Consider the following 15,551-nt stretch of genomic DNA (forward strand, 5'->3'; position numbering starts at 1 on the left):
CACTCCTTGTCACAGGGCGTCGTCGTCCCCGGCCGTGCCTTCGAGAGCCAGGCTGATCAGGCTCTCCGCGTCCATGGCGTCGATCGACGCGCCGCTCTCGCCCTCCTGGTCCGCGCAGGGCCGCGGCCGGACCCCGGCCAGCTCGAGCAGGCCGTCGAGCAGGCCCGCGTCGCGCAGTGCAGCCAGGGGCAGCCCCGCGAGGGCGCGGCGGACGGCTGCCTCCTCGGCCCCGTCGGCCCCGTAGGCCTCGTAGGCCCCCTCCGCGCCGGCGGCGGACGGCCCGGCCGGGGCCAGTTCGGCGGACAGGTGGTCCGCCAGCACCTCCGGGCTCGGGTAGTCGAAGATCAGCGTGGCCGGGAGCCGCAGGCCGGTCGCCTCGTTGAGGCCGTTGCGGAACTCGACCGCGGTCAGCGAGTCGAAGCCCAGCTCGCCGAACGCGCGGTCCGGCTCGATCGCGGTGATCCCCAGCACTGCCGCGGCCTGTTCGCCGACCACCTCCAGGAGCAGCGGGGTGCGCTCCTCCGCGGGCAGCCCCGCCAGCCGGTTGCGGAGCGCGGCGGACGCCGTCGACGCGGACCGGACGACGGTCCGGGGCGAGCGGACGAGGCCGCGCAGCAGCGGCGGGATCCTGCCGGAGCGGGCCATGGCGGCCGTGTCGAGCCGGGCGGGCATCAGCACGCTCTCCTCGTGGCCGGACGCCGCGTCGAACAGGGCCAGGCCCTCGTCCTCGCCGAGGCCGGCCACGCCCGCCCGGTCGAGGCGCCGGGTGTCGGCGTCGCCGAGGCGGTCGGCCATGCCCCCGCCGCCGGACCACGCGCCCCAGGCCAGGGAGGTGGCCGGCAGGCCGGCCGCCCTGCGGTGCACGGCCAGGGCGTCGAGGAAGGAGTTGGCGGCGGCGTAGCTCGCCTGTCCGGGGCTGCCGAGCAGGCCGGCGGCCGAGGAGAAGAGGACGAACGCCGACAGCGGCTTGTCCTTGGTGAGCTCGTGGAGGTGCCAGGCCGCGTCCGCCTTGGGGCGGAGCACGGTGTCGATGCGCTCCGGCGTCAGGGAGTCGATCACGCCGTCGTCGAGGACGCCGGCGGCGTGCACGACGCCGGTCACCGGGTGCTCGGCCAGGAGCCGCTCCAGGGCATCCCGGTCGGCGGCGTCGCAGGCGGCCACGGTGACCTCGGCGCCCAGGGCGGTGAGCTCGGCGCGGAGCTCGGCCGCCCCGGGGGCGTCCGGGCCGCGCCTGCCGGTCAGCAGCAGCTTCGGCACGCCGTGTCGGGTGACCAGGTGGCGTGCCACGAGGCGGCCGAGGGCGCCGGTCCCGCCGGTGACGAGCACGGTCCCGTGCCAGTCGGCGGAGTGCGCGGCGGACGGTGCGGCCCGGGTGAGCCGCGGTGCGCTGAGGACGCCCGAGCGCAGGGCGAGCTGGGGTTCGCCGCCGGCGACGGCTGCGGGCAGCAGCCGGTAGGCGTCGGGTCCGGCGTGCGCGTCGAGGTCGATCAGGACGATGCGGCCGGGGTGTTCGGACTGTGCGGACCGCAGCAGGCCCCAGGCCGCGGCTCCGGCCAGGTCGGTGACGTCCTCGCCGTCGGTGCTGACGGCCCCGCCGGTCACGACGGCCAGGGTCGAGGCCTCGAACCGCGGGTCGGCGAGCCAGGAGCGGAGCCGGCCGAGCAGGGCGGCCGTGCCGGAGCGGACGGCCTGCGGGCCTTCGCCGCCGGTGTACGGCAGCACGAGCACGCCGGCCGCGGCGGGCAGGTGTGCCGCGGCCTCGTCGAGGTCCGCGACCGCGTGGACGGCCTCGACCTCGCCTTCGAGGGCGCCGGCGATCCTCCCGGCGATCCCCCGCCCGTCGTCGAGCACGGCCCAGCGGCCGGTGCCGGGGGCCACGTCGTCGCCGGGCGCCTTGACCCACTCCACGGCGAACAGCGTGTCGCTCCTGCCCGCGGCGGCGGAGGCGAGGCGGTCGGCGGAGACCTCGCGCAACGTCAGCGACTGCACGGAGAGCACCGGTGTACCCAGGGCGTCGGTGGCTTCGATCCGTACGGAATCGGGGCCGGCGCCGGTGATCCGTACGCGCAGGGCGGTCGCTCCCACGGCGTGCAACTCGACGCCGGTCCAGGCGAACGGCAGCGTCATGCGCTCGGCGGCGCCTTCCCGCAGCCCGATCGCGTGCAGCGCGGCGTCGAACAGTGCCGGGTGGAGGGCGAACGCGTCGCCCTCCGCAGGGAGTTCGATCTCCGCGAAGACCTCGTCGCCGCGCCGCCAAGCGGCGCGCAGGCCCTGGAACCGCGGCCCGTAGGCGGCGCCGAGCGCGGCCAGCCGCTCGTACACGCCCTCCAGGCCGAGCGGTTCGGCGGCGGGCGGCCAGGCCTCCGGCGCGGCCGGGGCCGGGGCCGGGACGGACCCGGCCTTCAGGAGGCCGGTGGCGTGCGTGGTCCACGGTTCGCCCGCGGCGGCTGCGGAGTAGACCCGGAAGGTCCGGGCTCCGGAGGCGTCCGGTTCGCTCACGGTGCACTGCAGGCGCACGGTGCCGTTCCCGGGCAGGACGAGGGGTTCGGCGATGGTCAGTTCCTCGACCGTGCCGCATCCGGCGCGTGCCCCGGCGGCGAGCGCCATCTCCACGAACGCCGTGCCGGGCAGCAGTACCGTGCCGCCGACGGCGTGGTCGGCGAGCCACGGGTGGCTGTGCAGGGAGAGGTCGCCGGTGAACAGCAGCCCGTCGGCGCCGGCCAGTTCCACGGCGGTGCCGAGCAGCGGGTGGTCCGCGGCGGCGCGGAGGCCGGGGGCGTCGCTCGCCATCCAGTAACGGCGGCGCTGGAAGGCGTACGTGGGCAGGTCGACGCCGCGCCCGTCGGGCAGCAGCCGGTCCCAGTCCACCGTGGCGCCGTGGGCGTGGAGCGCGCCGAGTGCGGCGGCGACCGCGGCCGGTTCGTCCTTGTCCTTGCGCAGGAGGGGGATCACGGTGGCGTCGCCGGTCAGGCACTCGGCGGCCAGCGCGGTCAGCACCCCGCCGGGCCCGATCTCGGCGAAGCGCCGCGCTCCCGCGTCCTCGAGGGCGCGCACGGCGTCGGCGAAGCGCACCGCCGAGCGGGCGTGGCGCACCCAGTACCCGGGCGAGCACAGCTCGTCCGCGGTGGCCCGGGCGCCGGTGAGGGCGGAGACGAGCGGGATGCGGGGCGGGTGGAAGGCGATGCCCTCGGCGACCTCGCGGAAGGCGTCGAGCATCGGTTCCATGAGGGGCGAGTGGAAGGCGTGGCTCACGGCGAGTTCCCGGGTCCGCTCGAAGCGGCCGGCGATCGCGCGGACCTGCTGCGCCGGGCCCGAGAGCACGACGGAGTCCGGGCCGTTGACGGCCGCGATGCTCACGTCGCCGGTCAGCAGGGGCGCGACCTCGTCTTCGGCGGCCTTGACCGCGATCATGGTGCCGCCGGCGGGCAGGGCCTGCATGAGGCGGCCGCGGGCGGCGACCAGGGTCGCCGCGTCGGCCAGGGACCACACGCCCGCGACGTGGGCGGCGGCGAACTCGCCGACGGAGTGGCCGGCCAGCAGGTCCGGCCGGACGCCCCAGGACTCCAGCAGCCGGAACAGGGCGACCTCGACGGCGAACAGGGCGGGCTGGGTGTACCCGGTGCGCTCCAGCAGCTCCGCGGAGGACAGGACGTCGCGCAGGGGCCGGTCCAGCAGCGGGTCGAGGTGCCCGCAGACCTCGCCGAGGGCGCGGTCGAAGGCCGGGAAGGCCGCGGCCAGTTCCAGGCCCATGCCGGCGAGCTGCGAGCCCTGGCCGGAGAAGAGGAAGGCGAGCCTGCCGTCCGTCGCCGTGCCGGTGACCACGGACGGCGAGGCGGTTCCGGCGGCCAGCGCGCGCAGGCCGCGCAGGAGTTCCTCGCGGTCGCCTCCGGTGACGGCCGCGCGGTGGGTGAGCGCGGTGCGCGTACCGGCGAGCGCGCCGGCGATCCGGTGCGGGTCGAGGTCGTCCCGGTCCGCCAGGTGGGACAGCAGGCGGCCGGCCTGGGCGCGCAGTGCGTCCTGGTCGTGGCCGGACAGCAGCCACGGTACGGCCGGGAGCGGCGCGGTCTGCGGCTCCGGCGCGGGCTCGGGGTCCGCCGGGGCGGCTTCGAGGACCACGTGCGCGTTGGTGCCGCTGATGCCGAAGGAGGAGATGCCGGCGCGGCGCGGGCGTCCGTACTCCGGCCACTCCCGGGACTCGGTGAGGAGGCGGACGGTGCCGTCCGACCAGTCGACGTGCCGGGACGGCTCGTCGACGTGCAGGGTCCTGGGCAGTACCTCGTTGCGGAGGGCCTGCACCATCTTGATCACGCCGGCGACGCCGGCCGCGGCCTGGGTGTGCCCGATGTTCGACTTGACCGAGCCCAGCCACAGCGGGCGGTCGCCGGTGTGCTCCTTGCCGTAGGTGGCGATCAGGGCCTGGGCCTCGATGGGGTCGCCGAGCGTGGTGCCGGTGCCGTGCGCCTCGACGACGTCGACGTCGGCGCCGGAGACGCCCGCGGCGGCCAGGGCCCCGCGGATGACGCGCTGCTGGGCGGGGCCGTTGGGGGCGGTGATGCCGTTGGAGGCGCCGTCCTGGTTGACCGCGGTGCCGCGGACGACCGCGAGGACGCGGTGCCCGTTGCGGCGGGCGTCGGAGAGCCGTTCGAGGAGGAGGACGCCGGCGCCCTCGCCGAAGCCGGTGCCGTTGGCGGCGTCGGCGAAGGGCCGGCAGCGGCCGTCGCGCGAGAGGCCCCGCCGGCGGCTGAACTCGACGAAGGTCCCGGGGGTCGCCATCACCGTGACGCCGCCGGCCAGGGCCAGCGTGCACTCGCCGCGGCGCAGGGACTGCACCGCGAGGTGCAGGGCGACGAGGGACGAGGAGCAGGCGGTGTCCACCGAGAGCGTCGGCCCCTCCAGGCCGAGCGTGTAGGCGACGCGGCCCGAGACGACACTGCCGGAGCCGAAGCTGCCGAAGTAGTCGTGGTACATGACGCCGGCGAACACCCCGGTCCGGCTCCCGCGCAGCCCGGCGGGGTCGATGGCGGCCCGTTCGAGCGCCTCCCACGACGTCTCCAGCAGCAGCCGCTGCTGGGGGTCGGTGACGAGTGCCTCTTCGGGGTCCATGCCGAAGAAGGCGGCGTCGAAGTCGCCCGCGTCGTGCAGGAACCCGCCGTGCCGGGCGTAGCTGGTGCCCTCGCGGTCGAGGGTCGGGTCGTAGAGCGCCTCCAGGTCCCAGCCGCGGTCGGCGGGGAACTCGCCGATGGCGTCGCTCTCCCCGGCGATCAGCCGCCACAGGTCCTCGGGCGAGTTCACCCCGCCGGGGTAGCGGCAGCTCATCCCGATGATCGCGACGGGTTCGTCGTCGGCCGCCGCGGGGGCGGTCTCCGCGGGTGACGCGCCGAGTCCGCCGACGAGCTCGGCGAGCAGGTGACGGGCGAGGCCGGCGGGGCTGGGGTGGTCGAAGACCACGGTCGCGGGCAGCCGCAGGCCGGTGGCCGCGCTCAGCCCGTTGCGCAGCTCGACGGCGGCCAGCGAGTCGAAGCCCAGCTCCCGGAAGGCCTTGTCGCGCTCGACGGCGTCGCCCGACCGGTGGCCGAGGACGGCGGCGACGTGCGTGCGCACGAGGTCGACCAGGACCGGCTCGCGCTCGGCGTCCGGCAGGCCGGCGAGGCGGGCGCGCAGGGAGTCGGTGCCCGTGGCCGGGCCGCCGGACGCCGCCTGCCGGCGGCCGCGCACGAGGCCGCGGAAGAGCGGCGCGAGGCCGTCGCCCTGGGCGCGCAGGGCCGCGAGGTCCAGCTTGACGGGGAGCACGGCCGGGTCCTGCGCCCGCAGTGCCGCGTCGAAGAGGGCGAGGCCCTCGTCGTTGTCCAGGGCGGCCACGCCGCCCCGGGAGATGCGGGAGCGGTCGGTGTCGCCGAGGGTGCCGGTCATGCCGCCGGACTGCGCCCACAGGCCCCAGGCCATGGACTGCGCGGGGAGGCCGAGGCCGCGGCGGTGCGCGGCCAGTGCGTCGAGGAAGGCGTTGGCGGCGGCGTAGTTGGCCTGGCCGGGCGAGCCGAGGGTGGCGGCGGCCGAGGAGAAGAGGACGAACGCCTGCAGGTCCAGCCCTGCGGTGAGTTCGTGCAGGTGCCAGGCGGCGTCCACCTTGGGGCGGAGCACCGTGTCGAGGTGTCCGGGCGTGAGGGAGGAGAGCACGCCGTCGGCGAGGACGCCGGCCGCGTGGACCACGGCGGTCAGCGGTTGCTCCGCCGGGATCCCCGCGAGCACTCCGGCGAGGCCGTCCCGGTCGGCGACGTCGCAGGCGGCCGTGGTGACCTCCGCGCCGAGCGCGGTCAGGTCCGCGACGAGGGCGGCGTCCGCGCCGCGGCGGCTGAGCAGCAGCAGGTGCCGCGCTCCCCACTCGGTCACCAGGTGCCGGGCGATCAGGCCGCCCAGAGCGCCGGTCGCGCCGGTCACCAGGACGGTGCCGCCGCGCAGGTCCACCGCGGGGGCGTCGTCGGCCGCTTCGGCACGGGCGAGCCGGGGGACGTGGACGGCGCCGTCGCGGAGGGCCACGTGCGGCTCCCCCGCGGCGAGCGCGGCGGCCAGTGCGTCGTCGTCCGCGAGTTCCGTGCCATCGGTGCCGTCGGTCTCGACGAGAACGATCCGGCCGGGGTTCTCGGTTTGGGCCGAGCGCGTCAGGCCGGCGGCCGCGGCCCCGGCGAGGTCGGGGCCGGTGACGACGACCAGGGGCGCGTCCCCGGCGAGGCCGTCGCGCAGCCGGTCGAGGAGGCCGGCGACGGCTGCCCGCACCTCCTCGGCGCTCGTCCCGGCCGCGGCGTGCAGGACCTCGTAGTCCCGGACGGGTTCGGCGGTCGTGGCCGGTGCGGGGATCCAGTCGACGCGGTAGAGCGACCCGGCGCGGGCCGACTTGGCGGCCGCGGCGAGCTGTTCGGCGGGGATCGGGCGCAGGGCGAGGGAGCCGACGGTCGCCACGGGGGCCCCGGTGGCGTCGGCCAGCGTCAGGGAGACCGTCCCCTCGGCTCCTGCGGGCCGTACGCGGACGCGCAGGTCCGTCGCCCCGGTCGCGTGCAGCTGCACGTCGGACCAGGCGAACGGCAGGAGCGCGTCGTCACCGGCGACGGAGGTGAGGCCGACGGCGTGCAGGGCGGCGTCCGACAGGGCCGGGTGGAGGCCGAATCCGTCGGCCTGCTCGCCCAGGCTCACCTCCGCGTAGACGTCCTGGCCCAGGCGCCAGGCGGTGCGCAGGCCCTGGAAGGCGGGCCCGTAGGCCAGGCCCGCCTCGGCGAGCTGCTCGTAGACGCCGTCCAGCGCGACCGGTTCGGCGCCGGCGGGCGGCCACACGGCGAGCTCGGGCTCGGCGGGGGTGCCCGCCGGGGCCAGCAGGCCGTCGGCGTGGCGGGTCCAGGGGAGTTCGTCCCCGGCGCTCTCGGGACGGGAGTAGACGGTCACCGGCCGCACCGATGCGTCCCCGGCCTCCCCGACGACCACCTGCAGCTGCACGGCGCCGTGCTCCTGCAGCACCAGAGGGGCCTGCAGCGTGAGCTCGGTGACGCGCCCGCAGCCGGCCTGGTCGCCGGCGCGCACGGCCAGTTCGAGGTAGCCGGTGCCGGGGAACAGCAGCTCCCCGCCGACCACGTGGTCGGCCAGCCACGGGTGGGTGCCCACCGACAGGCGGCCGGTGAGGACCACGCCGTCGGAGTCGGCGCGCGTCATCGCCGCGCTCAGCAGGGGGTGGTCCGTCGGCGCGAGGCCGGCCGAGGTGACGTCGGCTCCGCCGGACGCGCTGTCCAGCCAGAACCGCTCGTGCTCGAATGCGTACGTCGGCAGGTCCACGCGGCGCGGCCGCCCGCCGTCGAAGAGGGCCTCCCAGTCGACCGGCGCGCCGTGGGCGTGGGCCTCGGCGAGGGCGGCGGTGAACCGCTCCCGGCCGCCCTCGTCGCGGCGCAGCGAGCCGATGGCGGTCACGCCGTCGTCGGTCTCCTGGATGCCGAGGGTGAGGACGGGGTGCGGGCTGGACTCGACGAAGAGCCCGTGGCCCTTGCCGACGGCCGCCCGCGTGGCCTGCTCGAAGAGCACGGTCTGCCGCAGGTTGGTGTACCAGTACCCGGCGTCCAGCCCGGTGGTGTCGAGGAGCCCGCCGGTGACCGTGGAGTAGAAGGGCACGTCGGACGGGCGCGGCCGCACGCCGGCCAGGGCGTCGAGCAGCCGGTCGCGGATGGTCTCGACCTGCGCGGAGTGCGAGGCGTAGTCGACCGGCAGCCGCTTGACCCGGACCCCCTCGTCCTTGAGCTGTGCCTGCAGGAGGTCCAGGGCCCCGGTCTCGCCGGACACCACCACCGATCCTGAGCCGTTGACGGCCGCGACGGAGAGCCGCCCGTCCCACGCGGACAGCCGCCGGGCGACCTCGTCGGCGGGCAGGGCGACGGACATCATGCCGCCGCCTCCGGAGAGGTCCTCGGCGATCGCCTTGCTGCGCAGGGTGACGATGCGGGCGCCGTCCTCCAGGGACAGGGCGCCGGCGGCGCAGGCCGCGGCGATCTCGCCCTGGGAGTGGCCGATCACGGCCGCGGGGCGCACCCCGTACGCGCTCCAGGTCTTCGCGAGCGAGACCATGACCGCCCACAGGAGCGGCTGTACGACGTCCACGCGGTCCAGCGGGCCGCGCAGCTCGGCCATGAAGTCCCAGTCGGTGAAGGGGGCGCAGGCGGCGGCGCAGTCGTTCATGGCGGTGGCGAACACCGGGGAGTCGTCGATGAGTTCGGTGGCCATGCCCTGCCACTGCGAGCCCTGGCCGGGGAAGACGAACACGGGCCGGGCGCCGCCGGCGGCGATCCCCTCGACCAGGCCCGGCGCGGTGGCGCCTTCGGCCAGTGCGGCGAGGGAGTCCCTCAGGGCGGCGCGGTCCGTGCCGGTGACCGCCGCCCGGTGGGCGAAGTGGGCACGGGTGGTGGCGAGGGAGAAGCCGATGCCGGAGGGGTCGAGGTCCGGGTGGGCGTCCAGGTGGGACAGCAGCCGCCCGGCCTGGGCGGGCAGGGCCGCGCGGGTCTTCGCGGACAGCAGCCACGGCATGGAGGGGGCGGCTGCGCTCCGCTGCTCCGGTGCGGGCTCGGCCGGGGCTTCCTCGATGATGGTGTGGGCGTTGGTGCCGCTGATGCCGAACGAGGAGATGCCTGCCCGGCGCGGACGCCCGTCCGGCTGCGGCCACTCGCGCGCCTGCGTCAGCAGCTCCACGCTGCCCGCCGTCCAGTCCACCTGGTCCGACGGCTCGTCGACGTGCAGGGTCCTGGGGAGCACGCCGTGGCGCATGGCCTGCACCATCTTGATGACCCCGGCCACGCCGGCGGCGGCCTGTGTGTGGCCGATGTTGGACTTCAGCGAGCCGAGCCACAGCGGCCGGTCCCCGGGGCGGTCCTGCCCGTACGTGGCGAGCAGCGCCTGGGCCTCGATCGGGTCGCCGAGCGTGGTGCCGGTGCCGTGCGCCTCCACCACGTCGACGTCAGCGGTCGCCAGGCCGGCGTTCTCCAGCGCCTGGCGGATGACCCGCTGCTGGGAGGGGCCGTTGGGCGCCGTCAGGCCGTTGGACGCGCCGTCCTGGTTGACTGCGCTGCCCCGTACGACGGCCAGGACGCGGTGGCCGTTGCGGCGTGCGTCGGAGAGCCGTTCCACGACGAGGACGCCGACGCCCTCGCCCCAGACGGTGCCGCCCGCGGAGGTCGCGAAGGCGCGGCAGGTGGCGTCGGCGGCGAGCGCTCCCTGGCGGCTGAACTCCACGAAGGTGTCGGGCGTGGCCATCACGGCGACGCCGCCGACGAGGGCGAGCGAGGACTCGCCCTGGCGCAGGGACTGGACGGCGAGGTGGAGGGCGACCAGGGAGGACGAGCAGGCGGTGTCGATCGACAGCGTCGGCCCCTCCAAGCCCAGTGTGTACGCCACCCGCCCCGACACGATGCTGCCCGACCCGAAGCTGCCGAAGTAATCGTGGTACATCACCCCCGCGAACACACCCGTCCGGCTCCCCTTCAGCGAACCCGGATCAATACCCGCACTCTCCAGCGCCTCCCACGAACCCTCCAGCAACAACCGCTGCTGAGGATCCATCAACAACGCCTCACGCGGACTGATCCCGAAGAACCCCGCATCGAACTCCCCCGCATCGTGCAGGAACCCGCCCCGCCGTACGTAGGTGGTGTCCGGGCGCTCGCCCGTGGGGTCGTAGATGCGGTCGGTGTCCCAGCCGCGGTTGACGGGGAAGTCGCTGATGGCGTCGGTCTCGTCGGCGACCAGCTGCCAGAGCCCGTCCGGGGAGGTCACCCCGCCCGGGTAGCGGCAGGCCATGCCGACGATGGCGATGGGCTCGTCGGTGCGGGCGGCCGCGGTGGTCCGGACGGCTTTGCGGGCCCCGGTGCGCCCGCCCGCGGCCTGTTCGGCGAGGTGGGCGGCGAGCGCCTGGGAGGAGGGGTAGTCGAAGACGAGCGTCGAGGGCAGGCGCTGTCCGGTCTCGGTGGACAGGGCATTGCGCAGTTCGATCGCGGCGAGCGAGTCGAAGCCGAGGTCCTGGAAAGCCCGCCCGGGGTCGACGGCCTCCGGGCTGCTGTGCCCGAGGACGGCCGCGACCTGGGTGCGCACGAGCTGCAGCAGCGCGTCCAGGCGCTCGGTCTCCCCGAGTCCGTCGAGCCGCTCGGCGAGGGAGAGGCCCGCGCCCTCGGTGACGGCGGCCTCGCGGCGCACCGTACGTCCTGCGAGGGAACGGAAGACGGGGGCGAGCGCGGCGCCCTGGACGCGCAGAGCCGGCAGGTTGAGCCGTACGGGCGCGACGGCCGCGTGCCCTGTGCGGCGGGCGAGGTCGAAGAGGGCCGTGCCGTCCTGCTCGGAGAGCTCGGCCATGCCGCCGCGGGAGATCCTGGCCCGGTCGGCGCTGTCCAGGCCGCTGGTCATGCCGCCGGTGGGCGCCCACGGGCCCCAGGCGAGCGAGAGGGCGGGCAGGCCCCGGGCGTGCCGGTGGGCTGCGAGGCCGTCGAGGAAGGCGTTGGCGGCTGCGTAGTTGCCCTGCCCCGGGGCGCCGGCGACACCGGCGACGGAGGAGAAGAGCACGAAGGCCCGCAGGTCCGCTCCGGCGGTGAGCTCGTGCAGGTTGAGCGCGCCGTCGGCCTTGGGGCGCAGCACGGCGTCGAGGCGCTCGGGGGTCAGCGAGGCGACCACGCCGTCGTCGAGGACGCCCGCGGCGTGGACGACGGCGGTGAGCGGGTGGGCGGCGGGTATGTCCGCCAGGGCCTTGGCGAGGGCGGCGCGGTCGGCCACGTCGCAGGCGGCGACGGTGGCGTGGGCGCCGAGGGCGGCGAGTTCGGCGACGAGGTCCCCGGCGCCGCCGCTCCTGCTGAGCAGCAGGAGCCTGCGGGCGCCGAGGGCGGTCACCAGGTGCCGGGCGAGGACGGGGCCGAGGCCGCCGGTCGCGCCGGTCAGGAGCACGGTGCCGTCGGGGTCGGGCCCGGGCGCGGCGTCGAGGGTGGGCGGGGCGGCGGTCAGCCTGGCCGCGTGGGCCGCTCCGTCCCGTACGGCCACCTGGGGCTCGTCCGTGGCGAGCGCGAGCCGGACGGATGCGCCGGTGTCGGCGGCCGCGTCGAGGTCGAGCAGGACGAAGCGGCCGGGGTTCTCCGACTGCGCGGACCGCACGAGCCCCCAGACGGCGGCGCCGGCCAGGTCCGGCACGTCCTCGCCGGCGACGGAGACGGCTCCGCGGGTGACGACGACGAGGGTGCGGGGGTCGTCGTCCTGGAGCACTGCCAGGGCCGCGCGGGTGGCTGCGCGGACGGCGTCGGCGCCGGTGCCGGGGGTGCTCTGCAGGAGGCGGTGGCCGGTGTCGGCGGCGGAGGCGGCGGGGGCGGCCTGTTCGGGCAGGGGGTTCCAGCCCAGGCGGAACAGGGCGTCCGCGTGGGGTTCCTGAGCCTGCTTCAGGTTCGTCAGCGGCCGCGAGGCGAGGGTGGTCACCGTCGCCACGGGCGCGCCGGTCGCGTCGGCGAGATCGACGGCGAAGGCGTGGGCGCCGGCCGGGGTGAGCCGCACCCGCAGCACGGACGCGCCCGCGGCGTGCAGGGACACGCCGGCGAACATGAAGGGCAGGCGTGCGGTCTCGTCGTCGGAGCCGTCGCCGATGAGGGCGAGGGCGTGCAGGGCGGCGTCGAAGGCTGCGGGGTGCAGGCCGAAGCGGCTCGCGTCGGCGGCGGGTTGCTCGGGCAGCCGCACCTCGGCGAACACCTCACCGTCGCGGTGCCAGGCGGCCTGCAGGCCCTGGAAGACCGGGCCGTAGTGCAGGCCGGAGGCGGCGTGCCGCTCGTAGAGGCCGGTGGTGTCCAGCTCCTCGGCGCCGGCCGGGGGCCAGGTGGTGAGGGGCTCCCCGGGGGCCGGCGCGGCGGAGCCGAGCAGGCCGGTGGCGTGCCGGGTCCACGGCTGATCGGCGAGGGCGTTCTCGGGGCGGGAGTAGATGCTCACGGTCCGGCTGCCGGCGGGGCCGGGGGCGCCGGCGGTCACCTGCACGCGGACGCCGTCCCGCTCGGGCAGGACCAGCGGGGCTTCGAGGGTCAGCTCCTCCAGGTGGCCGCAGCCGACCTGGTCGCCCGCCCGGACGGCCAGTTCGACCATGCCGGTGCCGGGCAGCACCACGGCTTCCCCGACGACGTGGTCGGCGAGCCAGGGGTGCGTGCGGACCGAGATGCGGCCGGTGAAGACGGCGCCGCCCTCGTCCGCGAGCATGGTGGTGGCGCCCAGCAGCGGGTGCTCGGCCGGGTCCAGGCCCGCGGAGGTCACGTCGCCGGCGGAGGCCGGGGCGTCCGCCCAGAAGCGTTCGCGCTGGAATGCGGTGGTGGGCAGCTCGACGCGCTGCGCGCCCTCGAAGAGGGCCGCCCAGTCCGGGGAGTGGCCGCTGACGTGCAGCTGCGCGACCGCGGTCAGCAGCGTCTCCGGCTCCGGGCGCCCGCGCCGGGTGGCGGAGGCGAGGACGGCGTCCGCGGACGTCGCCTCGCCGAGGCACTCGCGCGCCATGGCGGTGAGGACCGCGTCCGGGCCGAGCTCCAGGAAGCGGGTGACGCCCGCCTCTTCGAGGGTGCGGACGCCGTCGTGGAAGCGGACGGCTTCGCGGACGTGCCGGACCCAGTACTCCGGTGAGGTCATCTCGTCCGTGGCGAGGCGGCCGGTCACGTTCGACACGACGGGCACGGCGGCCCTGGTGTACGAGACGCTCTCGGCGACCGCGCGGAACTCCGCCAGCATCGGCTCCATCAGCGGGGAGTGGAAGGCGTGGGAGACCGGGAGCCGCTTGGTCTTCTCGAAGCGGGCGGCCAGGGCCGTGACGGCGTCCTCGTCACCGGAGACGACGACGGCCTCCGGGCCGTTGACGGCGGCCAGGCCCACCCGGTCCGTCAGCAGCGGACGGATCTCGTCCTCGGTCGTGCGCACGGCGACCATCGCGCCGCCCTCGGGCAGGGCCTGCATCAGGCGCCCGCGGGCCGCCACGAGGGTGCAGGCGTCCTGGAGAGAAAGAACGCCCGCGACATGGGCGGCCGCCAGCTCGCCGATCGAGTGCCCGGCCAGGAAGTCGGGCTTCAGGCCCCACGACTCGACGAGCCGGAACATCGCCACCTCGACCGCGAAGAGGGCGGCCTGGGTGCACGCCGTCCGGTTCAGCGGCGCGGCGTCGGTGCCGAAGACGGTCTCCTTCAGCCCGGCGTCGAAGTGGGCGCACACCTCGTCGAAGGCGCGGGCGAAGGCGGGGAACTCCGCGTAGAGCTCCTTACCCATGCCCGCGCGCTGCGCGCCCTGGCCCGTGAACAGGAAGGCCGTCAGTCCCTTGGCGATGCGGCCCTCAAGCGGCCCCGGCCCACCCTCGGCGAGCGCGGCGAGGCCGCCGAGCAGCTCGTCGCGGCCGCGCCCGAGGACGACGGCCCGGTGCGGGTACGCGGTCCTGGTCGTCGCCAGGGAGAAGCCGACGTCCACGGGGTCGGCCGTGCCGACGGCGGTGGCGAGGCGTGCCGCCTGCTCCCGCAGGGCCGCGGCGGTACGGCCGGAGACCGTCCAGGGCACGAGGGAGGGCGCCGTGCCGGGGGTACGGTCCGCCGCTTCCCCGGCCGGCTCCTCCTCGGGCGGCGCCTGCTCGATGATGGTGTGGGCGTTGGTGCCGCTCGCGCCGAAGGAGGAGATGCCGGCGCGGCGCGGACGCCCGCCGGCCTCCGGCCACTCACGCGCCTCCGTGAGCAGCTCCACGCTGCCCGCCGTCCAGTCCACCTGGTCCGACGGCTCGTCCACGTGCAGGGTGCGCGGGAGCACGCCGTGCCGCATCGCCATGACCATCTTGATCACGCCGGCGACGCCGGCCGCGGCCTGGGTGTGCCCGATGTTCGACTTGACCGAGCCCAGCCACAGCGGCGCTCCGGCGGGGCGGTCCCGGCCGTACGTCGCCAGGAGCGCCTGGGCCTCGATGGGGTCGCCCAGGGTGGTGCCCGTGCCGTGCGCCTCGACGGCGTCGACGTCGGACGCGGACAGCCGTGCGTTCGCCAGCGCCTGGCGGATGACGCGCTGCTGGGAGGGGCCGTTGGGCGCCGTCAGACCGTTGGACGCGCCGTCCTGGTTGACGGCCGAGCCCCGGACGAGGGCCAGCACGCGGTGGCCGTTGCGGCGGGCGTCGGAGAGCCGCTCCAGGAGCAGCATGCCCGCGCCTTCGCCCCAGCCGGTGCCGTCGGCACTGTCCGCGAAGGACTTGCACCGGCCGTCGGGGGCCAGGCCCCGCTGCCGGCTGAAGGCGACGAAGGAGCCGGGGGTGGACATGACGGTCGCGCCGCCGGCCAGGGCCAGCGAGCACTCCTTCTGCCGCAGGGCCTGCACCGCCAGGTGCAGGGCGACCAGGGCGGAGGAGCAGGCGGTGTCGATGGTGACCGACGGTCCCTCGATGCCGAGGGTGTACGAGATGCGGCCGGAGATCACCGCGGCGAGGCTGCCGGTGCCCAGGGCCGCCTCGGTGTCCTGCGGCAGCTTCGCGAGCAGGTCGCGGTAGTCCTGGCCGTTGGTGCCGGCGAACACGCCGACCTGGGCGCCGCGCACCGAGTCCGGGGCGATGCCCGCGCGCTCCAGCGCCTCCCACGAGACCTCCAGCAGCAGGCGCTGCTGGGGGTCCATGGCGATGGCCTCGCGGGGCGAGATGCCGAAGAAGCCGGGTTCGAAGTCGCCCGCGTCGTGCAGGAAGCCGCCCCGGCGCACATAGCTCTTGCCTGCGGCGTCGGGGTCCGGGTCGTAGAGGGAGCCGACGTCCCAGCCGCGGTCCTCGGGGAAGCCGGTGATGGCGTCGGTGCCGTCGTGGACGAGCTGCCAGAGCTCCTCCGGCGTGCTGACGCCGCCGGGGAAGCGGCAGCTCATCCCGACGATGGCGACCGGTTCTTCGTCCCCGCTCTCCACGTCCCGCAGCCGCTGCCGTGTCTGGTGCAGATCCGCGGTGACCCTCTTGAGGTAGTCGAGCAGCTTGTCATCGTTGGTCATCGGGTGTCGCCACTTCTGTGCGGAAAGATTCGGCTGCAGGCGTGCGGGAC

At 76.1% G+C, this 15,551-nt stretch carries 1 protein-coding gene; it reads right to left on the reverse strand.

Features of this window, described 5'->3' with window-relative positions; genetic code table 11:
• Window positions 1–9: 9 nt before the first annotated feature.
• Window positions 10–15,501 carry a type I polyketide synthase gene (locus FGW37_RS02555; RefSeq protein ID WP_179079548.1) on the reverse strand — a complete coding sequence of 5,164 codons (15,492 nt, stop codon included), beginning with the start codon at window positions 15,499–15,501 and terminating at the stop codon, window positions 10–12.
• Between the last annotated feature and the right edge of the window lie 50 nt (window positions 15,502–15,551).

This window comes from Streptomyces rectiverticillatus, assembly GCF_013394065.1.
Classification (GTDB): domain Bacteria; phylum Actinomycetota; class Actinomycetes; order Streptomycetales; family Streptomycetaceae; genus Streptomyces; species Streptomyces rectiverticillatus.